This window comes from Pseudomonas sp. SJZ078 (assembly GCF_007828255.1).
GTDB lineage: Bacteria > Pseudomonadota > Gammaproteobacteria > Pseudomonadales > Pseudomonadaceae > Aquipseudomonas.
In genome coordinates this window covers 26,044-49,461 of record NZ_VIUG01000036.1, presented here as the reverse complement: position 1 = coordinate 49,461, position 23,418 = coordinate 26,044, and the positions used below count along the sequence as shown (strand labels likewise).

The window sequence follows — 23,418 nt, the reverse complement described above, 5'->3', positions numbered from 1 at the left end:
CTGCGGAGAAGAGTGCTTGGACAGAGTGTTTATCGAGGGCCTGGAAGTCGACACGGTGATCGGTGCCTACGACTGGGAACGAGACATCCGACAGTGCCTGCGACTGGATCTGCGTTTCGCTTGGGATAACCGCCCGGCCGCCGCGGGTGATGACCTGAGTCTGGCGCTCGACTACGCCAGTGTCACATCGCGCATCCAGGCATTCGCCGCACAGGCCCGGTTCGAGTTGGTCGAGACCTTCGCCGAGCGGCTTGCCCAGGAACTGATGGACGAGTTCAAGATTACCTGGCTGCGTCTGAAAGTGACCAAGCCTGGCGCGGTTCCAGCGGCCAGCGGAGTGGGTGTGGAGATTGAGCGCGGATGTCGCTGACACAGGTTTTTCTCGGGCTCGGCAGCAATATCGAGCGCGAAACCCATTTGCGCGCGGGGCTTGAGGCCCTTGCGGGCTTTCTGGTGGACATACGCTGTTCGGCGGTGTTCGAGAGCCAGCCGGTGGGCATCAAGAGCGGGCCTTTCTTCAATTTTGTCGTATCGGCCTTCACCGACCTGCCGCTGATGGAGCTGGACCGTCGTCTCAAGTGCATCGAGGCGGATAATGGTCGTTATGCGCCAGACCGCAAGGGCCTGCCGCTGGACATCGACGTGTTGCTGTATGGCGAGCAGGTTGGCAACTTCGATGGGTTGATTCTGCCGCGGGCGGAAATCCTCAAGAACGCGTTCGTTCTGTGGCCGCTATCGTTGATCGCGCCGGATCGGATTCATCCGGGCGTGGGCAAAAGCTTCGCTGCTTTGTGGGATGAATCGCAAATCGATCAGATCCTGGCCCCGGTGGCTTTTGAGTGGCGAGGTGAACAGCTCACGCCGTTACAATTGCTGCGTTCTTCCTGACGCCATCGCGAGCAGGCTCCCACGTGGAAGCGAGCCTGCTTGCGATTACAGTATGACATCACTCAAAAAAGCAGACTGATACAATACCCTCGTCAGTTCGCCGCTTCCTTGTACGCCTTCAATGCTTTCAGCCGCTCGCGCTTGATCGCCTCCCCCAGCTCAGGCCCTTTGAAACCTTTCTCCAGCAAGGGCTGCACCGCCACCGCGCGCGCCGCCACTGCCGCACCGCGCAAATAGTCCGCCTGTGGATAACTTCGATTCTCCAAGCCCTTGCGGCCTCGGGCATCCATTTCGCAGGCTGCGATAAACTCTTCGAAACGTTGGGGGCGGCGGTACACATCAAAGCTCTGTAGCAGTTCGAGCAAGGTAGACGCCTTCAATTCAAGCGCTCGATGACCATGGGTGTGATATTGGCCAACCAATAGCGCCAATTCCTGGCAATCCCGTGGCACCTTGAAGCGTTCGTTAACCGCCTTGATCGGTTTCAGTCCCTTGTGCTCGTGGGCGATGTGGCGCGGCCAATCGTGCTCGGATGTCAGGGCTTTGCCCAGGTCATGCAGCAGGCAGGCCCAGCGGACCGTCAGCGGTTGTTGATGGAGGGCAGCCTGTTCCAGCACGCTCAGGGTGTGTACGCCGGTATCGATTTCCGGGTGATGGGCTTCGGGTTGCGGTACGCCGAATAGCGCATCGACCTCAGGCATCAGGACCTTCAGGGCATCGCAGTCGCGCAGGACCTGGATGAATACCTGTGGCTGGTTTTCCATGAGGGCGCGGGAAATTTCTTTCCAGCTGCGTTCGGCGGTCAATGCTTCCAGCTCGCCAGAATCGCTGAGCTGGCGCATCAGCTCCAGGGTCTCGTCTGCGACCTTGAACCCCAGTGGGGCATAACGGGCGGCAAAGCGGGCAACCCGCAGGACTCGGAGTGGATCTTCGGCAAACGCCGGAGAAACGTGGCGCAGCAGGCGGGCTTCGAGGTCCCGTTGGCCGTGGTAGGGGTCGGTGAGGTTGCCATGATCATCTTCGGCCATGGCATTGATCGTCAGGTCCCTGCGAACCAGGTCTTCTTCGAGAGTGACTTCAGGGCTGGCATGAAACACGAAGCCGCCATAACCCCGGCCGCTTTTGCGCTCCGTGCGGGCGAGGGCGTACTCCTCGCCGGTAGCGGGATCGAGGAACACAGGAAAGTCAGCACCCACGGGGCGAAACCCCTTGGCGAGCATTTCCTCGGCGGTGGCGCCCACCACGACCCGGTCGACGTCGGTGACGGGGATGCCCAGCAGGCGATCGCGAACGGCGCCGCCGACTTTATAGATCTGCATAAAAAACCTCCGTTGATCCGACAGGATAACCTTTGCATCGGGCCAACGGAGGCGAAAGTGGGATCAAAGGTGGATGACGGCCAGGTCCAGGCGGCCATAATCACCCTCGGTCTGTTCGTTTCTGGGTGGGACATGGTGGGTCTTCATGACCTGGTCGCCCTGCAGGGTTTCCAGATGAATGTCGAAGCCCCACAAGCGATGCAAGTGCTTGAGCACTTCATCCGTGGAATCTCCCAGCGGTTTACGATTGTGCGCCTGGTGACGCAAGGTCAGCGAGCGATCTCCCCGGCGGTCGATGCTGTAGATCTGTACGTTAGGCTCGCGATTGCCCAGGTTGTACTGCGCGGCCAGGGTTTCGCGGATGGTGCGGTAACCGCTTTCATCGTGGATGGCGGGCACCAGCAGGTCGTCCTTCTGGTCGTCATCGAGGATGCTGAACAATTTCAGATCGCGGATCACCTTGGGCGAGAGGTATTGCAGGATAAAACTCTCGTCCTTGAAGCTGCTCATGGCGAACTTGATCGTGGATAACCAATCCGAGCCGGCAATTTCCGGAAACCAGCGACGGTCCTCTTCGGTGGGGTTTTCGCACATGCGTCGTATGTCGCGGTACATGGCAAAACCCAGTGCATAAGGGTTGATGCCGCTGTAATAAGGACTGTCGAATCCGGGTTGGAACACCACGCTGGTGTGGGACGTCAGGAACTCCATCATGAAGCCGTCGGTGACCAGGCCTTCGTCATACAGGTCGTTCATCAAGGTGTAATGCCAGAACGTGGCCCATCCCTCATTCATGACCTGGGTCTGGCGTTGCGGGTAGAAATACTGGGCAATCTTGCGCACGATGCGCACGATTTCCCGTTGCCACGGCTCCAGCAGCGGAGCGTGTTTTTCGATGAAATAGAGAATGTTTTCCTGGGGTTCGGCGGGGAACCGCGCGTTGTCCTTCTCACTGTACTTGTCGGCACCCTTGGGGATGGTGCGCCACAGGTCATTGATCTGCTTTTGCAGGTGCTCTTCGCGGTCTTTCTGGCGCCGGCGCTCTTCTTCCGCGGAAATCGGATAGGGCCTTTTGTAGCGATCCACACCGTAGTTCATCAGGGCATGGCAGGAGTCCAGGAGGTCTTCCACGGCGTCGATGCCGTGGCGCTCCTCGCATTGCATGATGTACTGCTTGGCGAATACCAGGTAATCGATGATCGAACTGGCATCTGTCCAGGTGCGGAAGAGATAGTTGCCCTTGAAGAAACTGTTGTGGCCGTAGCACGCATGCGCTACCACCAGTGCCTGCATGCAGATGGTGTTTTCTTCCATCAGGTAGGCGATGCAGGGGTCGGAATTGATCACAATTTCATAAGCCAGCCCCATCTGGCCACGAGTGTAGGATTTTTCAGTACTGAGGAAGTGCTTGCCATAGGACCAGTGGTGATAACCCAGAGGCATGCCGACCGACGCATAGGCATCCATCATCTGTTCAGCGGTGATCACCTCGATCTGGTTGGGGTAGGTATCGAGGGCATAACGGTCCGCGATACGGCTGATTTCGCGGTCGTAGGCCTGGATCAGCTCGAACGTCCATTCGGAGCCGGTGGAGATGGGTTGGCGCTTCTGCTCTTTTTTGGCGGTCATGTCACTAACCTGCGCTGGAAGAGTTCACGGAAGACCGGATAGATATCCCCGGCCGAGACCAGTTGCTGTTGCGCGAACGTATCGGAAAAGGCTTCGGCAATGCGTTCGTACTCATACCACAGGGCCTGATGTTCCCGAGGTGTAATCTCCACATAGGTGTAGTACTGGACGAACGGCATGATCTGGTTGATCAGGATGTCACGGCAGATCGGTGAATCGTCGTTCCAGTTGTCCCCGTCAGAGGCCTGGGCTGCATAGATGTTCCATTCGTTGGCCGGATAACGCTCGGCCATGATTTCCTGCATCAGCTTCAAGGCGCTGGAGACGATGGTGCCGCCGGTTTCCCTGGAATAGAAGAATTCCTCTTCATCCACTTCCCTGGCACTGGTGTGGTGGCGGATGAACACCACGTCGATCTTGTCGTAGTTTCGCTTGAGGAATAGATACAACAGGATGAAAAATCGCTTGGCGATGTCCTTGGTGGCCTGGGTCATGGAGCCGGATACGTCCATCAGGCAGAACATCACGGCCTTGGAGCTCGGGTTGGGCTGTTTGACCAACAGGTTGTACTTGAGGTCGAAGGTGTCGAGGAATGGAACCCGATGGATACGAGCGCTGAGTTTCTCTATTTCCGCTTCCAGGTCCTGAATGTCGCCGAAATTGTCGGGTTCCTCACACTTCAGTCGAGCCAGCTCTTCTTTTACTTCGCGCAGTTTTGCCCGGCTGCTGCCCGACAAAGCGATGCGCCGGGCATGGGCTGAGCGAAGCGTGCGGATGATGTTGATCCGCGATGGATTGCCTTCATTACTGATGCCGGCGCGCACGGTCTTGAAGGTATCGGTGCCGGTCAGGTTGCGTTTGACCAGGTTCGGCAGCTCCAGGTCCTCGAACATGAACTCCAGGAATTCCTCCTGGGTAATCTGGAACACGAACTCGTCCATGCCTTCGCCGGAGTTGCCGGCCTTGCCGGGGCCCTTGCCGCCGCCTCCACCCGGTGGGCGAGGAATATGCTCCCCGCTGGTGAATTCCTTGTTGCCGGGGTGCACGACGGTCTGTTTGCCGCCGCGGCCATGGTGAAGCACCGGCTCGTCGATGTCGCGACCGGGAATGCTGATCTGTTCGCCGTGTTCCATGTCGGTGATGGAACGACGGCTGACCGCTTCTTCCACGGCCTTCTTGATGTGGTCACGATACCGCCGCAGGAAGCGCTGGCGGTTTACCGTGCTCTTGTTCTTGCCATTGAGGCGTCGGTCGATCACATAGCTCATGGGGCCCTCCGGGCAGCTTCAAGTAATGAGCTACAAGCTTCAAGTAGAAGCAGCTACCCGGTTGCCGGGGCTAACGCGCTTTTCCTTGCAGCTTGTAGCTTGTGGCTTGTAGCTGTTTTATTGCGATTTCCGGACCCGCAGATACCACTCGGAAAGCAGCCGTACCTGTTTGTCGGTGTAGCCACGTTCGACCATGCGTGTGACGAAGTCGTTATGTTTTTGCTGGTCCTCCTTGCTGGCCTTGGCGTTGAAGCTGATGACCGGCAACAGGTCCTCGGTGTTGGAGAACATTTTCTTCTCGATAACCACCCGCAGCTTTTCATAGCTGAGCCAGGTGGGATTCTTGCCGTTGTTGTTGGCCCGCGCGCGCAACACGAAGTTGACGATCTCGTTGCGGAAATCCTTCGGATTGCTGATGCCTGCCGGCTTCTCGATCTTTTCCAGCTCCTCGTTGAGCGCTACGCGATTGAGAATTTCCCCGGTTTCCGGATCGCGGTATTCCTGATCCTGGATCCAGAAATCCGCGTACAGTACGTAGCGGTCGAAGATGTTCTGGCCATATTCGCTGTAGGACTCCAGGTACGCGGTCTGGATCTCCTTGCCGATGAACTCGATATACCGCGGGGCCAGGTATTCCTTGAGGAAACGCAGGTACCGCTCGCGGGTTTCCGCCTGGAACTGTTCCTGCTCGATCTGCTGTTCCAGCACGTACAGCAGGTGAACCGGGTTGGCGGCGATCTCGTGAGGGTCGAAGTTGAAGACCTTGGACAGGATCTTGAAAGCGAAACGCGTCGACAGGCCGTTCATGCCTTCATCGACCCCTGCGTTATCACGGTATTCCTGGATCGACTTGGCCTTCGGGTCGGTGTCCTTGAGGTTTTCACCGTCGTATACCCGCATCTTCGAATAGATGTTGGAGTTCTCCGGCTCCTTGAGGCGCGAGAGCACGGTGAACTGAGCCAGCATCTTCAGGGTGTCGGGAGCGCAATGGGCCTTGGCCAGTGAGCTGTTGAACAGCAGCTTGTCGTAGATCTTCACCTCATCGGTGACCCGCAGGCAGTACGGCACCTTGACGATGTAGATCCGGTCGATGAACGCTTCGTTGTTCTTGTTGTTGCGGAAGGTGTGCCATTCCGACTCGTTGGAGTGAGCCAGCAGGATGCCACTGAATGGAATCGCCCCCAGGCCCTCGGTACTGTTGTAGTTGCCTTCCTGGGTTGCGGTCAGTAGGGGGTGCAGCACTTTGATGGGCGCCTTGAACATCTCGACGAATTCCATCAAGCCCTGGTTGGCCCTGCACAGCGCGCCCGAGTAGCTATAGGCATCGGCATCGTTCTGTGGGAATTCTTCCAGCTTGCGGATATCGACCTTGCCCACCAGGGCCGAAATGTCCTGGTTGTTCTCGTCGCCTGGTTCGGTCTTGGCCACCCCTATCTGATTGAGGATCGATGGGTAGAGCTTGACCACCTTGAACTGACTGATGTCACCGCCGAACTCGGCCAGACGTTTGGTGGCCCATGGCGACATGATGGTATTGAGGTAGCGGCGTGGAATGCCGAAGTCTTCCTCGAGAATCGCGCCATCCTCGGTGGCGTTGAACAGCCCCAGGGGCGATTCGAATACCGGCGAGCCCTTGATCGCGTAGAAGGGTACTTTTTCGATCAGTTGCTTGAGTTTTTCGGCCAGGGACGATTTACCGCCACCCACCGGACCAAGCAGATAGAGGATTTGCTTTTTCTCCTCCAGGCCTTGGGCTGCGTGGCGGAAATAGGACACGATCTGGTCGATGCATTCTTCCATCCCGTGGAAGTCTTCAAAGGCCGGATAGCGGCGTATCACCTTGTTGGAAAAAATCCGCGAGAGCCTCGAGTTGGTCGAGGTATCCAGCAGTTCGGGTTCTCCGATCGCCAGCAACAGACGCTCTGCAGCCGATGCGTAGGCACTGCGGTCCTGCTTGCAGAGTTCGAGGTATTCCTGCAGCGAGTATTCCTCCTGCCGCGTGGACTCGAAACGTTGCTGGAAGTGGCTAAAAATACTCATGACGTCACCTCGCTCGATACGTGGAGCCGGTGTCGGATCAATCAGTCGTTGCTGGTCAGCCGCTGGGAATCCAGCTGCCGTTTATCCCCCCAGAATGCTTCCAGGATGAAGGCTCCTGAAAGCTGACTCCCGATGATCCGCGCGCCGGTGTACCGGCTCTCCCCTGTTTTGGATGGCCTGAGGCTAAGAATAGTTCGGAATCGGAGAGGCACAGGTGGAATGCGTAATAAGTTATGGCAGACCGTTCGTCAGCTATCGCTCAAGCCCGCGGTCCACGCGGGTTTGGGCGGGTATAAAAAATTATTCGTGGGAGCCTTGCGCCGTATCTGACGGATAAGTCGTGCGCCACAGTTCAAAGCCGCCATCCAGGCTATAGACGTCGGTGAAGCCCTGGCCGACCAGATAGGCGGCTGCGCTCTGGCTGGAATTGCCGTGATAACAGACCACTACGACCGGAGCGTCAAGATCGGCCTTGGTAATGAAATCATGCAGGGAGTGGTTATCCAGGTGCTTGGACCCGCTGATATGAAGGGCGGAAAAAGTGCCGGGGTCGCGGATGTCGACGAAGACCGCGCCCTGCTCTCGCAGGGCCTGGGCTTGTTCCGGGGGAATGCGTTTGAACTCAGTCATGGGAAAGCTCCTGTCGCAGGCCAGGCGCCGATCAGACGGCGGTGCCGGTCGGCGACGATGCAGGGGTCGGGTGGTGGTGAGGGGACTTGGCATGCCCCTGTTCGTCGCAGTCGCAACGCAGTCGTTCGCCGGTATCGACGTTCATCAGTGTCAGCGCTTCGCCCCACACGCAACCGGTATCGAGGGCAAAGAGTCCTGGTTCGTCGCATTGGCCCAGCAGCGCTGCCCAGTGACCGAAAATGATCTTCAGGTCACGGGTCTTGCGCTCCTTGTGCTTGAACCATGGGGCATAGCCGGGCGGTGCGGTCTCGATGCCTTCCTTGCCCTTGAGGTCGAGCTTGCCATCGCGGGTGCAGAAGCGCATGCGGGTGAAATAATTGGTGATGACCCGCAGACGGGTCACCCCGGTGAGGTCGTTGTCCCACTTGACCGGATCGTTGCCGTACATGCCGTCCAGGTAGGGACCGAACAGGTTGTCGTCGCGTAGTGCCTGTTCGACTTCGCCGGCGCACTTGAGCGCCCTGCGCAGAGACCATTGGGGCGGGATGCCGGCATGCACCAGCGCCAGATTGCGCTGCTCGTCGTAGTGCATGAGCTTTTGCTGGCGCAGCCATTCCAACAATTCGATGCAATCGGGGGCGTCGAGGATTTCCTTCAAGGTGTCGGATTTCTTCAGGCGCTCGATGTTTTGCCAGACGGCCAACAGGTGCAGGTCGTGATTGCCGAGCACGCACACCAGGGACTGGCGGATGCTGAAGAGAAAACGCAACGTCTCCAGCGATTGCGGGCCACGGTTGACCAGGTCACCCACCAGCCACAAGGTGTCTTTCTGCGGGTCGAAGGCGACGCGCTCCAGCAGGCACTGGAGTGGGCTGAGGCAACCCTGCAGGTCACCGACCGCGTAGGTGGCCATCAGTGCAAGGCTCCGGGCACCGCCAGGCGAAAAGGCTTGATGACGGCATCGAAGCGCTTGCCGTCCTCGGCCAGCATCTGATAGGTACCCTGCATGGTGCCGACCCGGGTCGTCATCACGGTGCCGCTGCTGTAGCTGTGGCTGTTGCCAGCGTCGATCAGCGGTTGCTGGCCTACCACGCCCTCGCCACGTACCTCTTCGACATGACCGTCGCCATCGGTAATGATCCAGTGCCGAGACAGCAGCCTGGCCGGTAGCGAGCCGTTGTTGCGCACGGTGATGGTGTAGGCGAAGGCGAAACGGTTATGTTCGGGTTGCGACTGTTCTGCCAGGAAGCGGGTGGTGACGCTGACGTCGACCTGATAACGAGGATCGGACATGCAAAAGGGCCTTAGAAGCGGGACGCGGGCGTGGCTGAAGGGATCAGTCTAGGCCAAGTATCGGGTAGTAAACCAGAGGGGCGTCCCACCCGAGACGGTCATTGTCCGTCAGATGGCTTCGGCTTTCGGTGCGGCCTGTTCGCTGAGCTTGTCGGCCAGGCGCACGAAGGCCGCCAGATCCAGCTGCTCGGGGCGCAGGCTGCCATCGACCCCTGCGGCCTCGATTTCGGCGCTGCTGAGCAGCAACTTCAGTGTATTGCGCAAGGTTTTGCGACGTTGGTTGAAGGCTTCGCGTACCACGCGCTCCAGCAGGCGATGGTCCTTGGCCGGATGCGGTAGTACTGCATGGGGGACGAGGCGGACGATGGCCGAGTCGACTTTGGGCGGAGGATTGAATGCCCCCGGGCCGACGTTGAACAGGTGTTCGACACGGCAATGATACTGGACCATGATCGAGAGGCGCCCCCAATCACCGCCGCCAGGACCTGCGGCGAGGCGTTCGACCACTTCCTTCTGCAACATGAAGTGCATGTCGCGGATCAGGCCGGCGTTGCTCAGCAGGTGGAAGATCAGTGGCGTGGAGATGTTGTATGGCAGGTTGCCCACGACCCGCAGGCTGTTCGGCGCGGCGTTCAGGCTGTTGAAGTCGAACTTCAGCGCGTCGCCCTGGTGCAGGTTGAAGTTGCTCCTGCCGGCGAATTGCTGGTTGAGGATCGGAACCAGGTCCTTGTCCAGCTCCACCACGTCCAGTTGTGCACCGCTGTCTAGCAGGCCTTCGGTCAGGGCACCCTGGCCCGGGCCGATTTCCAGCATGCGGTCGTCGGGCTTGGCGTTAATGGAGCGCAGGATGCGATCGATCACACCGGCGTCATGCAGGAAGTTCTGGCCGAAACGCTTGCGCGCGCGGTGTTGGTATTGCTCGGTCATAAACGGGTCTCGGCCATCTGGTAGGCGGTTTCCAGCGCGACCTGCAGGCTGCCGGTATCGATCTTGCCACTGCCGGCCAGGTCCAGGGCGGTGCCATGGTCCACCGACGTGCGGATGATCGGCAGACCGAGGGTCACGTTGACTGCCGCGCCGAAGCCTTTGAACTTCAACACGGGCAGGCCCTGGTCATGGTACATCGCCAGCACCGCGTCGCAGTGCTCCAGATATTTGGGGGTAAACAGAGTATCGGCAGGCAGCGGGCCATGCAGGTTCATGCCTTCGCTGCGCAAGCGCTCCAATGTAGGTTCAATGATGTCGATTTCTTCGCGACCCAGGTGTCCGCTCTCACCGGCATGGGGGTTGAGCCCGCAGACCAGGATGCGTGGGTGGGCGATGCCGAACTTTTCCTGCAGGTCGGCGTGCAGTATCCGCGTGACACGCTCCAGGCGCTCCGGGGTGATGGCGTCGGCAATGTCCCGCAAGGGCAGGTGAGTGGTCACCAGGGCGACCCGCAGGCCACGGGTAGCGAGCATCATCACGACCTGTGCGGTGCGGGTCAGGTCCGCGAGGAATTCGGTGTGTCCGGAAAAGGCGATGCCGGATTCGTTGATCACACCCTTGTGTACCGGTGCGGTGACCATACCGGCGAAAGCGCCATCCAGGCAGCCCTGGCCGGCACGGGTCAGGGTCTCCAGGACAAAACCGGCGTTGGCCTTGTCCAGTTGCCCGGTGATGACCGGGGCGCCAAGGGGGGTATCCCAGACATACAGGCTGTCGGCCGGCGCTGGTGCATCCGGCCAGGCGTCCGGTGTCACTGCAAGCAGGTTGACGGCTACGCCCAACTGCGCAGCCCGCTCAAGGAGCAGGCTGCGGCTGGTGATTGCAATCAGAGGATATGGCTGGGGTTGCGCGGCGAGCAGCAGGCACAGGTCGGGACCTATGCCGGCAGGCTCGCCGGGCGTCAGCGCAAAACGCTTGGGTTTCACTGCGCAGCCTGGTCTGCACCAGGGAGTTTGATTTCAACGTAGGCTTCGTCGCGGATCTGGCGCAGCCAGGTTTGCAGCTCTTCGTCGTACTTGCGATTACGCAGTACCGTCATTGCCTGTTGTTCGCGGGCCTGGGTGGTGCTGTCGGTGGCGCGACGGCCAAGGACTTCCAGGACATGCCAGCCATAAGGGCTCTTGAACGGCTTGGACAGTTGGCCTTGTGGCGTTTCGGCCATGACCTTGCGGAACTCGGGTACCAGCGCGTTTGGATCAACCCAGTTCAGGTCGCCACCGTTGAGGGCCGATCCCGGGTCTTCCGAAAAGCTCTTCGCCAGTTCGGCGAAGTCTTCGCCCGCCTCGATGCGGTCGTAGAGCTTTTCCGCCAGGCGCTTGGTTTCGGCTTCGCTGCGAATCTCGCTGGGTTTGATCAGGATGTGGCGAACATGGACTTCGTCACGCACCTGCGCGCCGCCGCCACGTTTCTCCAGCACTTTCAGGATAATGAAGCCGCCAGGAGTGCGGGCAGGCTGGGTGATGTCACCCACCGCCATGGCGCTCAGTTCGCGGTCGAATGGAGGCGGCAGTTGAGCAGGCTTGCGCCAGCCCATGTCGCCGCCTTCCAGGGCGTTTTCGCTGCCGGAGCGGGCGACGGCCATCTGACCGAAGTCGGCACCTTGCTTGAGCTGCTGGTAGACATCCATTGCCTGGCGATAAGCACTCTGAATCGCTTCGGAGTTCGCGCTTTCCGGCGTAGGAATCAGGATGTTCGCCAAGTGCAGTTCTTCGGAAAGCTGCATCTTGCCCAGGTCGGACGCGAGGAAATTCTTCACTTCCTGCTCGGAAACCTGGATGCGTTCAGACACTCGACGCTGGCGCACGCGACTGATGATCATCTCGCGGCGGATCTGGTCGCGGGCGTCATCGTAGGACAGGCCATCATGCGCCAACGCAGCGCGGAACTGGTCGATGGTCATGTTGTTACGCTGAGCGATCGTACCGACGGCCTGGTTCAGCTCTTCGTCGGTGATACGGATACCGGAGCGTTCACCGATCTGCAATTGCAGGTTTTCGACGATCAGACGCTCAAGCACTTGCTGATCCAGCACACCCGGCGGTGGCAGGCCTCCGCCGCGCTTGGCGATGGTTTGCTGCACTTCATGGACACGCTGGTCCAGTTGGCTCTGCATGACCACGTCGTTGTCGACAATGGCCACCACTCTATCGATGGACTGAACCGCGGCGTTGGCCGCGGTACCCAGGAACAGCGCGCCCAGCATCAGCGGGCGCAGACAATCAGAAAGCTTGGTCTTCACGTTCACGATAACCTTGGATGCCTTTGTCGAGGAAGCTCTCTACCTTGGCGCCGGTGAGGCCGCCGAGTCCCTTCAGGACAATTTGGAGGAAGACGCCGTGGTCGCCTTTTTCGTTTTCCGGGGCGGCTTGACTGAACTCTTCGTAGTCGACCCAGTAACGGTTGATCAGGCGCAGTTTCCAGCAGCAGTTGTCGTATTCGAAACCACCAAAGGCTTCCAGGGTACGATTGCGGTTGTAGTCATACTGCCAGCGGCTGATAGCGTTCCACTGCGGAACGATCGGCCAGATGACCGAGAAATCGTGCTGCTTGATCTTGTAGTAGTCCTTCACGTAGCCAGGGGTGCCCGGTGTGCCGTAGTCGCCGCCACCCACTTGCCATTGACCGGTGGCCTCGTCATAACGGATCTGGTCGTTACGATAGCGATAACCGGCGTTGATGACCTTGTTCGGGTTGTCTTCCGGCTGGTAATGGAACATCGCACTGCCCGAGCGGGGGCTGTGGGTATCCGGGTCCCAGTTGTAGGTGGCAGTGGTACGCCAGTCGCGATTCCAGCGGAATTCGTATTCCAGCGCGTATGGAGACACGTCCGACTTGGCGTCTTCGCGGGTCTTGAAATCGATGCCCGGCAGTTGGACTTCGCGATCCTTGAAGTACAGGGCCTGGCCGACGCTGACGCGCTGACGCTCGAAACCGTTTTCTTCGATCCAGCGGCTGGTCACGCCCAGGGACAGCTTGTTCTCGTCGCCGACACGGTCGGAACCGGTGAAGCGGTTATCCCGGAACAGCGAGGAGTAGCTGAAGGTCGATTCACTGGTGTCGAACACGGGAATGTCGCTCTGATCCTTCTCCGGTACGTAGAGATAGAACAGGCGGGGTTCCAATGTCTGGCGGTAGTTGCTGCCGAACCACTGAGTGTCGCGGTCGAAATACAGCCCGCTGTCGATGCTGGCAATTGGCACGCCGCGGTTCTGGCTGCTGCTGTAGGTGCCTCGCAGCCGATCAGCCTCTGCGTTCTGCGCGGCAACCTGCGTTTTGCCGATACCGTCCAGGTCCAGATCGTACTGAGTGTATTGATACTTGAGCGACGGCTTGATGTAGCCGTAGCTAGCATTCATCGGCAGACTGATGACCGGAGCCAGGTTCAGGCGATCGCCGTTAGCCCGTGCGAGGCCACGAATGTTGTTGTCCAGAAATGGTGAAGTGTCACCATTCTCATCGCTATAGTCGCCGGTTCGCAAATCACGATCAAACCGCACGAGCTCCGTCTTATACGCGAAATCCAGACCATACGGGTGGTCAGGCAATGACCCATTGAAGGTGATCTGCGGCAGGCGGTTATACGGCGTGATCTTCGAAATCGTCGCCATCTGATACGCCTGGGCATTCACCCGAGCCGTGTAGTTATCCCCGCGATAGCTGACCGCACCCTGCTGGTTCACGTAATCCCTGGACTCGACACCGATCTGGTCGGTCTGCAAATCCTGGAAGTAATACGGGTCGCTGATCTTGGTGTAGTCGACTTCCGTCAGCACACGCGAGTCCAGCCCGCCCTTGTGCTGCCAGTTGTACATATAGCGGGTCTTGCTGTAGTCGGACTGCTTGGCGCGCTCGTCTTCTTCATCATTGAGGTACGCAGCGCCGAACTGACCTTCGCTGGACTTGGTCAGGTAACGGAATTCGCCTTCCATCAGCAGGCCGCGCTTGCTCATGTAGCGCGGATACAACGTGGCGTCGTAGTTAGGCGCCAGGTTGAAGTAGTACGGGGTGACCAACAGGAAGCCGGTGTCGCTGCCGCTGCCGATGGTCGGTGGCAGGAAGCCGGACTGGCGGCGGTCGTCGATCGGGAAGTAGATATAAGGCGTGTAAAGGACCGGGATGTCCTTGACCCGCAGCGTCACGTTGGTCGCGGTACCGAAGCCGGTGGCCGGGTTCAGGGTGATGTTGTTGCCCTTGAGCGTCCAGGCGTTGCTGTTCGGTTCGCACGTGGTGTACGTGCCGTCCTTGAGGCGGATGATCGCGTTCTCGGCACGCTTGGCGTACAGCGCGTTACCGCGGATGCGCGACTTGTGCATCACGTATTCGGCGTTGTCGACCTTGGCTTCGCCGGTGTCCAGCTGGACATCGGCATGGTCGCCGACAATCAGCGCGCCGTTGTCGCGGACTCGCACATTGCCGCTCAGCTCGCCACGGTTCTCTGCCTGGTACAGGTTGGCTTCGTCCGCCTCGACCTGCATGCTGCCCTGGCGCATGACCACGTCACCGGCCAGGGTCGCCACCTGCTGTTCCTGCTCGTAGCGTGAAGCCTTCGCGCCGAGGAAGGTCGGTGCATCGCTCTTGGCCGTCTTGTCATTCATGCCAGGACGGGGCGGCTCGATATAGGCGCCGGAGCAATAAGGTCCGGTTTCGGCCAGTTGCGCAGGCGTGAGGTTCTCCCGTGGAACCCAATCCAGGTGGCTGTAGTCTGCACTGCGCGACTTCAGGCCGCGACCCTTGGCTTCGGTGACCAGCACCGGCTTGTCGCCGGCTGCTTCAACCGAGCTGTTGCCGGCCGCAGCGTCGCCGCTGTCGGCAACGGCACTGCCTTCATGCACCGGACGTGGCGGCAATGCGGCGGCCGGGGTCTTGGGGGAACAGTCCCAGGCACCCGAAGCGGAGACGGAGCAGTCATACTGCTGCGCCGCGACAACGAATGAAGAGGCCAGGGGTTGCAGGGCCAGCAGACTGCCGGTGACCAACAACGGAAATTTTCTACGAAACGCGGGGGATTTCAATGCCATCTTATTAGTCCGGGCTTCCTGCGTGCCATCTGCCCGCGGTGTGGGCCGCACGCCTCTCGATGGTCTGAAAAAGATGCTGGATAATAAAGCATGACCCGCTTGACGGCTAGGGCCGTCGGAGACCCTTGCAATGCCCGACCAAGATGTACGCTTGCAACACCTGAAAGTTTGGCTCGATGAGCAACTTCCGATCCTTTTTGCCGCCCAGAGCTGGGGTGTCGTACCGCCGGCCACATTGACCGCGGCCAGCAGCGACGCGAGTTTCCGGCGTTATTTCCGCTGGGAAGGCGAGGGGCGCAGTCTGATCGTGATGGATGCGCCGCCGCCCCAGGAAAACTGCAAACCCTTCGTGGACATTGCGTTTTTGCTGGCGAGATCCGGAATAAATGTGCCAAAAATTTATGCAGAAGATCTCGAGCGCGGCTTTCTTTTGCTCAATGACCTGGGTAACCGGACCTATCTGGACGTGATCGATGGAGAAAATGCCGACGATTTATTCCGTGATGCCCTGCAGGCGCTGCTGGCTTTCCAGCAGTTGCCGATGGTCGCGCCGTTGCCCAGCTATGACGTTGCCTTGCTGCGCCGGGAGCTGGAACTGTTCCCCGAGTGGTACGTCAAGCGCGAACTGGGCATCGAGTTCGATTCGATACAGCAACAACTTTGGCAAGAGGCCAGTGACCTGTTGATCGACAGCGCCCTGGCCCAACCCAAAGTCCTGGTGCATCGCGACTACATGCCGCGCAATCTGATGCTCAGCGAACCCAATCCCGGGGTGCTGGATTTCCAGGATGCGGTCTACGGCCCGGTGACCTACGACGTGACCTGTCTGTTCAAGGACGCCTTCCTCAGTTGGCCCGAGGCGCGTGTCCGTGGCTGGCTGGAGGATTACTGGCGGCAAGCTGGCGCGCTTGGTATCCCGGTTCAGCCGGATATTGAAGACTTCCTGCGGGCCAGCGACCTGATGGGCGTGCAACGCCATCTCAAGGTCATCGGGATTTTCGCGCGCATCTGCCACCGCGATGGCAAGCCGCGTTACCTGGGCGATGTGCCGCGCTTCTTTGCCTATATAGAGGCTGTCCTCGCTCGTCGTCCTGAACTGGCGCAACTGCAGGCATTGTTGTCCAGCCTGCCTCGCCCGGCCGGAGCGACGGCATGAAGGCGATGATCCTTGCGGCGGGTAAGGGCGAGCGCATGCGTCCCTTGACCCTGACCACCCCGAAGCCGTTGATTCGCGTCGGCGGCATCCCATTGATCGAATACCATCTGCGGGCGTTGGGCATCGCCGGTTTCAGCGATGTCGTGATCAATCACGCCTGGCTCGGTCAGCAGATCGAGGATCACTTGGGAGATGGTGCGAGATTTGGCGTGCGGATCTGTTATTCACCCGAAGGCGAGCCGCTGGAGACGGGTGGTGGGATTTTCCGGGCCTTGCCGCTGCTGGGCGATGATGCGTTCGTGGTGGTCAATGGTGATATCTGGAGCGACTACGATTTCAGTGGCTTGCGCGGGCCACTTGAAGGGTTGGCGCACCTGGTGTTGGTGGATAATCCCGACCATCACCCGGGCGGTGATTTCATCCTGGCCGACGGAAAGGTTCACGAAGGAGAACCGGCTGCCGACAAACTGACCTATAGCGGCATTGCCGTCCTGCACCCAAGGTTGTTCGAGGGCTGCACGGATGGCGCGTTCAAGCTCGCACCGCTGCTGCGCCGAGCCATGGCAAAGGGGCAGGTCAGTGGCGAGCGCCTGGAGGGGCATTGGGTCGATGTGGGGACCCATGAACGTTTGATGCAAGTCGAAACCTTGATAGAAGCGAGCCGTTGATATGTGGTGGCCAGGGACTCTGATAGGAGCCGGAGCGGGCTTTGCCATAGCCAGCATTCCGGGGGCCATGCTTGGGGCGTTGTTGGGCCAGGCGTTGGACCGGCGCCTGAACTTGCAAGGCTGGGCACAGATACGTGAGCGCCTGGGCGGTCGTCCGGCGTTGCGCAACGACGAGCTGCTGTTTGTCTTGTTGGGACGGTTGGCGAAAGTCGACGGTCGGGTGGTGGACGGTCACATCCAGCAGGCCCGCCAGGAAATGCGTGCGCTGGACCTGAGCGAGCCGGCACAACGCCGGGCCATAGCGGCATTCAACCGAGGCAAGTCCGGAAATGACCGCGTGCGTGGTTATCTGCGTCGTCTCGCCACTCAACCCCATGCCGCCGAGGGTGTGCTGCGGGCCTGTTGGCGGATGGTCTGGGCTGACGGCCGTGCCGGCGCCAATGAGCGCGAGTTGCTCATTCAGTGGGGCAAGTGGCTGGGTTGGACACCCCAGCAGGTCCAGGCGCTGGCGATTGATTACGAACCCCAGAAGCCGTCGCTGCCCAACAGTGGCGTGACCTATCAGGAAGCGTTGCGCTTGCTGGGGGTTTCAGCCACTACTGAGCCTTCGCAGATCAAACGGGCCTATCGTCGACTGCTCAGCCGTCACCATCCAGACAAAATTGCCGGCAGTGGCGCAACGCCTTTGCAGGTGCGCGAGGCCACGGACAAGACCCGGGAATTGCATAACGCTTATCGGTTGATTCGGGAGCGGCGGGATTTTCGCTAGTGTCGTTGAATAAATAGTGGCAAGGCCCTGGGGCGGCTTCGCCGCCCGCGGGGATAAATCCCCTCGCCACGAGCCGGTACCTGGCGAAAGAATCGCGTAGGCGTCATTCAGCGGGATTCTGCGGGTTCAACCACCCTCGAACCCGCCGGAACAACTGCTCCTGCTGCGCCGCCGCGTTGGGCAAGGCCTTGAGAGAGACCTGGCTGAAATTCGAACCCTTCAAGCGTTTGCTCGCCTGCAAGCGTTCCAGCGCTGCGTTGCGATCCAATGGCCTGTCCATATAGAAGACATCGGCGGTTGCCAGTTTCAAGGTCGGCGTCAGTTCGGCCAGGCCGGGTTTGGCGGTGGCCGGGGTCTGCGCGGCGACCATCACGAAGCGTTCGACCTGCGGGGGCTGTTTTTCGCTGAGATAACGCGCCGCCCAATAGGCGCCAGTGCCGTGGCCCAGCAGCACAATGCGGCGCGAGCTCTGCTGCTCGGCGTAGGCGAGGGCTGCATCGATGCGAGCGAAAACGCGTTCGGCGTCGGCCTTGGCATGTTCTTCATCGGCTTGGGCAACGACCGGGTCGACGGCGTCTGCTTCACCGCCCGCCACTTGTTCGATCGGCGGCGCAGTGGTGGCGTCCGGGGCCGCGGCAGCCGTGTCGGCCGGTTTGGTTTCCGGCGGGGTTTCCACGGCACGCGGTGCGATGACATCGCTTTGCGGGTCCGGCAGCGTGATACTCAGGGTATTCCATTCGACGTCGGGCAATTTTTTACGCAACGGTCCGATGACTTGAGGCCAATCAGCCGTTTCACCGGCACCCGGGATTATGATGACCGCGCCCTTGGGATCGCTGGTGTTGGCCGGTTTCCAGAGGGCCAGGAAGGTGTCGCTGCCGGTTTGGAGCTGTTGTTGTTCCTGGGTCGGGACTTTTCGCTCCAGCGCGGCCGCCTCTTCCTGGCTACGCTCGAGCAAGGGTTGGCGCTCGAGCGGTTTTGTCTCGGTGGGTTGATCCGACACGGCGGGCGTCGGTTCGTCAGCCTGTACAGAAAACGCACTCGGCAGGATCAGCGACAGGCACAATGCTGGCAATGCCAGGCGGTGGACAAAGGGCATCGGATATTCCAGGGCCAGAAGTATTTCCGGCAGCCTAATGGGTTGGTCAGTATTTGTCAGTGCGTGAGACTTCAATGATGCGTTTTTGCTGCCTGTGGGTTATCGGCTGTTTATGGTTTCCCTTGATGACGTGGGCTGCGCCCGCGCCTTCTGCCCATGGGGTGCAATGGAATGTCGGACAACGGCAATGGTTGGCACAACATCCTCAATTGCGGGTTGGCCTGGTCCTGCAAGCGCCGTATGCGCAGTACGATCGACGCTTGCAGCGCCTGTCCGGCACCAACGTCGAGTTGATGCAGTGGTTGGGCAAGGTATTGAACGTCGAGCTGACCTGGCGCAATTTCCAGGACCTGGCGCAACTGGAGGCCGCGCTGCGCGATGGTGAAGTGGATATCGCCCCGGGTCTGACCCAGACGCCGGGTGGACTCAGGCTCTGGCTGTTCTCCGATCCATACATGCGCGTGCCGCAGTTGATTGTCGGTGAGCAGAAGGGCGCCGAGGGTGTGGAACTGGAAAAACTCGACGCCCAGGTCCGGGTCGCGGTACGCATGCCCAGCACCACGGCGGATTACCTGCACAACACCTATCCGACATTGAATCTGCAGGGCGTGCCGATGGAGCGCGAGGCCCTGCAGCTGTTGCTCAGCCAGCAGGCTCGCTACGCGGTGGTCGACGAGGCGCAATTGGGCCGGCTCATGATCGAGCCGGAGTTCGCCGAGCTGGTGGTGGTCGGCGACATCGGCCTGCCGCAACTGCTGCGGGTCGCTACGCGTCGGGACTGGCCGGAGTTGGCCGAAATAGTCGACAAGGGGCTGCAGGCGATTCCCGCCAGGGAACTGGAGCAACTGCACAGCCGCTGGCTCAAACCCAAGTATCCGCGCCTGACCGAGACCCCGGGGTTCTGGCAGAACCTGACGTTGTTGATGCTGGCCTTGCTATTGAGCGCCATCGCCATCGTATTCTGGCAGCGTCGTCAGCAACGTGGGTTGGAGCGACGCCTGCGCTCCGCGCGCGAAGATATCGCCCAGCGTGCCGCCAGCGAGGAGGCGCTGCGGCTCACCCAGTTTTCCATCGATCAAAGCACGGTCGGCATTCTCTGGGTCAACTGGGACAGCCATGTGCGTTACGCCAACCGCGCCGCCGAAACCATGCTTGGTTATGGACCCGGTGCGATCATCGAGCGTCCCTTGATCGACTTCGAGCCGGGCCTGCACATGGATCGCTGGCTGAACCTGTGGAAGCGCGCCCGGGCCAGCGAGGACGGACCACAGAGCTTCGAGACCGAGTGCGTGCGGGCTGATGGCAGCATTCTGCCGGCCGACGTTTCCCTGAGCTTCCTGCGCTTCCGTGATGCCGAATACCTGGTGGTCTACCTCAACGATGTGACCGAGCGCCGTCGTGCGTTGGCGGCGTTGCGCGAAAGCGAAGCGCGCCTGCAAGGCATCGCTGCCAACGTGCCGGGCCTGGTCTTCCGCCTGGAGCGGGCACCGGTGACCGGCCAGATCGATTTTGCCTACATCAGCGAAGGCAGCGAGAGCCTGGTGGGTTATTCCCCCGCGACCCTGGCTCGCAGCGACACCGGCTTGCGCAGCCTGGTGCATCCGGAGGATAAGGCCGATTATCACCGCACCCAGGACCAGGCGCTGGACAGCGACAGTGACTGGTCGTGGCAGGGGCGCATCCTGACCCGCGAAGGCCGGGAGCGCTGGGCCGAGATCAAGGCGATCACCCGTCGTCTCGAGGATGGCGCCTACGTCTGGGACGGCATTGTCTGGGACATCACCGAAAGCAAGCGTATCGAGCTGGAACTGGCCAGCTCCCGTGAGCAATTGCGCGAATTGTCGGCGCACCTGGAAAGTGTGCGGGAGGAGGAAAAGGCCCGTATCGCCCGGGAAGTCCACGACGAACTGGGTCAGATGTTGACGGTGCTGAAGCTGGAAACGTCCATGTGTGAGTTGGCCTATGCGCAACTGGACCCCGGCCTGCAGGAGCGTCTCAACAGCATGAAGCGCCTGATCGCCCAGCTTTTCCAGCTGGTGCGAGACGTGGCGACGGCGTTGCGACCGCCGATCCTCGATGCCGGTATCGCCTCGGCCATCGAATGGCAGGCCCGACGCTTCGAGGCGCGTACGCAGATCCCGTGCCTCGTGCAGGTGCCCGACAATCTGCCGGCCCTGAGCGATGCCAAGGCGATCGGCCTGTTCCGTATTCTTCAAGAGGCGCTGACCAACGTGATGCGCCACGCCCAGGCGCACACCGTGGAACTGACGCTGGTTCGCGAAGGCGATGAATTGTGTCTGATCGTGAGTGATGACGGTGTAGGATTTATTGCCGATACAAGTCGGCCGACATCCTTTGGGCTGGTGGGAATGCGCGAGCGAGTGCTGATCATGGGCGGGCGGTTGTCCCTGGAGAGTGAGCCGGGGGAGGGGACTACCTTGGCAGTGCGGGTGCCCTTGCTTGAGGCCTGATGGGGTGGGTTTTATGTACACATAGCCCCTGCGGGAGCGAGCCTGCTCGCGATTGGATTCTGAATCTGGAGAAGAACGTGATCCGTGTACTGGTAGCCGAAGACCACACCATCGTCCGTGAAGGCATCAAGCAATTGATCGGCCTGGCAAAGGATCTGGTGGTGGCGGGAGAGGCGAGCAATGGCGAGCAGTTGCTCGAGACCCTGCGACATGTGCCCTGCGAAGTGGTGCTGCTGGACATATCCATGCCGGGCGTCAATGGCCTGGAGGCGATCCCGCGGATCCGTGCGCTGAGCAATCCGCCGGCGATCCTGGTGTTGTCGATGCATGACGAGGCGCAGATGGCGGCCCGGGCGTTGAAGGTGGGCGCGGCTGGCTACGCGACCAAGGACAGCGACCCGGCGTTGCTGCTCATGGCGATTCGCAAGGTCGCGGTGGGCGGGCGTTACATCGACCCGGACCTGGCCGACCGCATGGTGTTCGAAGTCGGCCTGACCGACACTCGCCCGTTGCATTCGCTGCTGTCCGAGCGCGAGTTCTCGGTCTTTGAGCGCCTTGCCCAAGGCGCCAACGTCAACGATATCGCCCAGCAACTGGCCTTGAGCAGTAAAACCATCAGTACCCACAAGGCGCGGTTGATGCAGAAACTCAACATCACTTCCCTGGCGGAACTGGTGAAGTACGCGATGGAGCACAAGCTGCTCTAGGCACGCCACAGATCCCTTGTGGGAGCGGGCTTGCTCGCGAGTGCGGTGTGTCAGTCAAATATGCATCACTGATACACCGCATTCGCGAGCAAGCCCGCTTCCACAGGAAATATGCGCTGACATACTTATTTGCGACACGCCCAGCATTGCTTTTACCCCCAGCTTGCGGCTTGCAACTCATAACTCGCCACTGCCCTTATCCAATCCCGCCGCCCTTGTAGGGCAATCCCTACCCCGACTCTTCCATCCGGCTGAGGCGATTCTCTCCTGCGCCCCGATTTGCGCGGGCACGAGGCTCCACTAGGCTTGATTCACAAGTAGTCATCAATACAAAAGGTGCGGGTATGAGCCAGGTTGATTCAAGCGCGGGGGCCAGCGATGTGCTGGTCAGCTTTCGTGGTGTGCAAAAGAGCTACGATGGCGAGAACCTGATCGTCAAGGACCTCAACCTGGACATTCGCAAGGGCGAGTTCCTGACCTTGCTCGGGCCGTCCGGTTCCGGCAAGACCACCAGCCTGATGATGCTCGCGGGTTTTGAAACCCCGACCGCCGGTGAGATCCAGTTGGCCGGCCGTGCCATCAACCATGTGCCGCCGCATAAGCGCGACATCGGCATGGTGTTCCAGAACTATGCCCTGTTCCCCCACATGACCGTCGCCGAGAACCTGGCGTTTCCATTGACCGTTCGGGGCCTGAACAAGAGCGATGTCAGCGATCGGGTAAAACGGGTACTGAGCATGGTCCAGCTGGACACCTTCGCCCAGCGCTACCCGGCGCAATTGTCCGGCGGCCAGCAACAACGTGTCGCCCTGGCGCGGGCGCTGGTATTCGAGCCGCAACTGGTGCTGATGGACGAACCCCTCGGCGCGCTGGACAAGCAACTGCGTGAACACATGCAGATGGAAATCAAGCATCTGCACCAGCGCCTCGGCGTGACCGTGGTCTATGTGACCCACGACCAGGGCGAAGCCTTGACCATGTCCGACCGCGTGGCGGTGTTCCACCAGGGCGAGATCCAGCAGATCGCTCCGCCGCGCACACTCTACGAAGAACCCAAAAATACCTTCGTCGCCAACTTCATCGGCGAAAACAACCGTCTCAGTGGTCGCCTGCACAGTCAAACCGGCGATCGCTGCCTGGTGGAGCTGGGCCGTGGCGAGAAGGTCGAGGCGCTGGCGGTAAACGTCGGCAAGCCCGGCGAGCCGGTGACCCTGTCGATCCGTCCGGAGCGGGTGAGCCTCAACGGCGCAAGCGAACAATGTGTCAACCGCTTCTCAGGGAGGGTGGCGGAATTCATCTATCTGGGCGACCACGTCCGGGTTCGCCTGGAAGTCTGCGGCAAGAACGACTTCTTCGTGAAACAACCGATTGCCGAGCTCGACCCCGAGCTGGCCGTCGGCGACGTGGTTCCGCTTGGCTGGCAGGTTGAGCATGTGCGTGCGCTCGACCCACTTCTAGAGGCGAATTGATCGCCCC

20 protein-coding genes are annotated in these 23,418 nt (G+C 60.3%); 8 read left to right on the top strand and 12 right to left on the bottom strand.

All coding sequences use genetic code 11. The annotated features are described in order from the left end of the window. Positions 1 to 16: 16 nt before the first annotated feature. Both folB and folK read left to right on the top strand, forming a co-directional pair. Positions 17 to 370: a dihydroneopterin aldolase gene (gene folB / locus FBY02_RS24165; RefSeq protein WP_144930601.1), complete on the top strand. Its 354-nt coding sequence runs from the start codon at positions 17 to 19 to the stop codon at positions 368 to 370. Continuing rightward, the gene (gene folK, locus FBY02_RS24160) at positions 361 to 888 is read left to right on the top strand and encodes a 2-amino-4-hydroxy-6-hydroxymethyldihydropteridine diphosphokinase (protein WP_144930599.1); all 528 of its coding nucleotides are present in this window, start codon (positions 361 to 363) and stop codon (positions 886 to 888) included. The genes folB and folK overlap by 10 nt, the downstream gene beginning before the upstream one ends. 92 nt (positions 889 to 980) lie before the next feature. Here the strand turns inward: folK and FBY02_RS24155 are convergent, their stop codons facing one another. The 11 genes from FBY02_RS24155 to FBY02_RS24105 all read right to left on the bottom strand — a co-directional run bounded on the left by FBY02_RS24155 (position 981) and on the right by FBY02_RS24105 (position 15,072). Continuing rightward, complete coding sequence (locus FBY02_RS24155) at positions 981 to 2,207, bottom strand: multifunctional CCA addition/repair protein (RefSeq protein WP_144930598.1); 1,227 nt, start codon at positions 2,205 to 2,207, stop codon at positions 981 to 983. Positions 2,208 to 2,270: 63 nt separating this feature from the next. Beyond that, complete coding sequence (locus FBY02_RS24150) at positions 2,271 to 3,836, bottom strand: SpoVR family protein (protein WP_047702293.1); 1,566 nt, start codon at positions 3,834 to 3,836, stop codon at positions 2,271 to 2,273. Further along, positions 3,833 to 5,104, bottom strand: coding sequence for a YeaH/YhbH family protein (locus FBY02_RS24145; protein WP_144930597.1), 1,272 nt, complete (start codon positions 5,102 to 5,104; stop codon positions 3,833 to 3,835). Before FBY02_RS24145 ends, FBY02_RS24150 begins: the two co-directional genes overlap by 4 nt. Before the next feature lie 117 nt (positions 5,105 to 5,221). Next, on the bottom strand, positions 5,222 to 7,144 hold the full coding sequence (locus FBY02_RS24140) for a PrkA family serine protein kinase (protein ID WP_041023943.1): 1,923 nt from the start codon (positions 7,142 to 7,144) through the stop codon (positions 5,222 to 5,224). A gap of 300 nt (positions 7,145 to 7,444) precedes the next feature. Next, positions 7,445 to 7,774: a thiosulfate sulfurtransferase GlpE gene (gene glpE / locus FBY02_RS24135; protein ID WP_144930596.1), complete on the bottom strand. Its 330-nt coding sequence runs from the start codon at positions 7,772 to 7,774 to the stop codon at positions 7,445 to 7,447. A 31-nt stretch (positions 7,775 to 7,805) separates the two neighbouring features. Beyond that, positions 7,806 to 8,687, bottom strand: a complete 882-nt coding sequence (locus FBY02_RS24130; RefSeq protein WP_144930595.1) for a symmetrical bis(5'-nucleosyl)-tetraphosphatase — start codon at positions 8,685 to 8,687, stop codon at positions 7,806 to 7,808. Further along, positions 8,687 to 9,067 carry a Co2+/Mg2+ efflux protein ApaG gene (apaG, locus tag FBY02_RS24125; protein ID WP_047702288.1) on the bottom strand — a complete coding sequence of 127 codons (381 nt, stop codon included), beginning with the start codon at positions 9,065 to 9,067 and terminating at the stop codon, positions 8,687 to 8,689. The genes FBY02_RS24130 and apaG overlap by 1 nt, the downstream gene beginning before the upstream one ends. 108 nt (positions 9,068 to 9,175) lie before the next feature. Beyond that, positions 9,176 to 9,994: a 16S rRNA (adenine(1518)-N(6)/adenine(1519)-N(6))-dimethyltransferase RsmA gene (gene rsmA, locus FBY02_RS24120; RefSeq protein ID WP_144930594.1), complete on the bottom strand. Its 819-nt coding sequence runs from the start codon at positions 9,992 to 9,994 to the stop codon at positions 9,176 to 9,178. Continuing rightward, on the bottom strand, positions 9,991 to 10,980 hold the full coding sequence (gene pdxA, locus FBY02_RS24115; RefSeq protein ID WP_144930593.1) for a 4-hydroxythreonine-4-phosphate dehydrogenase PdxA: 990 nt from the start codon (positions 10,978 to 10,980) through the stop codon (positions 9,991 to 9,993). Before pdxA ends, rsmA begins: the two co-directional genes overlap by 4 nt. Next, entirely contained in the window at positions 10,977 to 12,299 is a 1,323-nt protein-coding gene (gene surA / locus FBY02_RS24110) for a peptidylprolyl isomerase SurA (RefSeq protein WP_178112036.1), read from the bottom strand. The genes pdxA and surA overlap by 4 nt, the downstream gene beginning before the upstream one ends. After that, positions 12,274 to 15,072, bottom strand: a complete 2,799-nt coding sequence (locus FBY02_RS24105; RefSeq protein ID WP_144930591.1) for an LPS-assembly protein LptD — start codon at positions 15,070 to 15,072, stop codon at positions 12,274 to 12,276. The genes surA and FBY02_RS24105 overlap by 26 nt, the downstream gene beginning before the upstream one ends. A gap of 130 nt (positions 15,073 to 15,202) precedes the next feature. On the opposite strand from FBY02_RS24105, the gene FBY02_RS24100 reads away from it, so the two are divergent. The 3 genes from FBY02_RS24100 to FBY02_RS24090 are packed head-to-tail and all read left to right on the top strand — an operon-like array spanning position 15,203 to position 17,665. Beyond that, the gene (locus tag FBY02_RS24100) at positions 15,203 to 16,228 is read left to right on the top strand and encodes an aminoglycoside phosphotransferase family protein (protein WP_144930590.1); all 1,026 of its coding nucleotides are present in this window, start codon (positions 15,203 to 15,205) and stop codon (positions 16,226 to 16,228) included. Beyond that, positions 16,225 to 16,896 carry an N-acetylmuramate alpha-1-phosphate uridylyltransferase MurU gene (gene murU / locus FBY02_RS24095; RefSeq protein ID WP_144930589.1) on the top strand — a complete coding sequence of 224 codons (672 nt, stop codon included), beginning with the start codon at positions 16,225 to 16,227 and terminating at the stop codon, positions 16,894 to 16,896. Before FBY02_RS24100 ends, murU begins: the two co-directional genes overlap by 4 nt. A 1-nt stretch (position 16,897) precedes the next feature. After that, entirely contained in the window at positions 16,898 to 17,665 is a 768-nt protein-coding gene (locus FBY02_RS24090; protein WP_144930588.1) for a TerB family tellurite resistance protein, read from the top strand. A 103-nt stretch (positions 17,666 to 17,768) separates the two neighbouring features. Here FBY02_RS24090 and FBY02_RS24085 read toward each other — a convergent pair whose 3' ends face one another. Next, on the bottom strand, positions 17,769 to 18,764 hold the full coding sequence (locus tag FBY02_RS24085) for an alpha/beta hydrolase family protein (RefSeq protein ID WP_144930587.1): 996 nt from the start codon (positions 18,762 to 18,764) through the stop codon (positions 17,769 to 17,771). A 74-nt stretch (positions 18,765 to 18,838) separates the two neighbouring features. Between FBY02_RS24085 and FBY02_RS24080 the strand changes: the two genes are divergently transcribed. The 3 genes from FBY02_RS24080 to FBY02_RS24070 all read left to right on the top strand — a co-directional run bounded on the left by FBY02_RS24080 (position 18,839) and on the right by FBY02_RS24070 (position 23,411). Then, complete coding sequence (locus FBY02_RS24080) at positions 18,839 to 21,235, top strand: PAS domain S-box protein (RefSeq protein ID WP_144930586.1); 2,397 nt, start codon at positions 18,839 to 18,841, stop codon at positions 21,233 to 21,235. 77 nt (positions 21,236 to 21,312) lie between these two features. Beyond that, positions 21,313 to 21,942 carry a response regulator transcription factor gene (locus FBY02_RS24075; RefSeq protein ID WP_144930585.1) on the top strand — a complete coding sequence of 210 codons (630 nt, stop codon included), beginning with the start codon at positions 21,313 to 21,315 and terminating at the stop codon, positions 21,940 to 21,942. Between the two features lie 344 nt (positions 21,943 to 22,286). Continuing rightward, a complete protein-coding gene (locus FBY02_RS24070; protein WP_047702278.1) occupies positions 22,287 to 23,411 on the top strand; it encodes an ABC transporter ATP-binding protein in 1,125 nt (374 codons plus the stop codon). Positions 23,412 to 23,418: the final 7 nt, after the last annotated feature.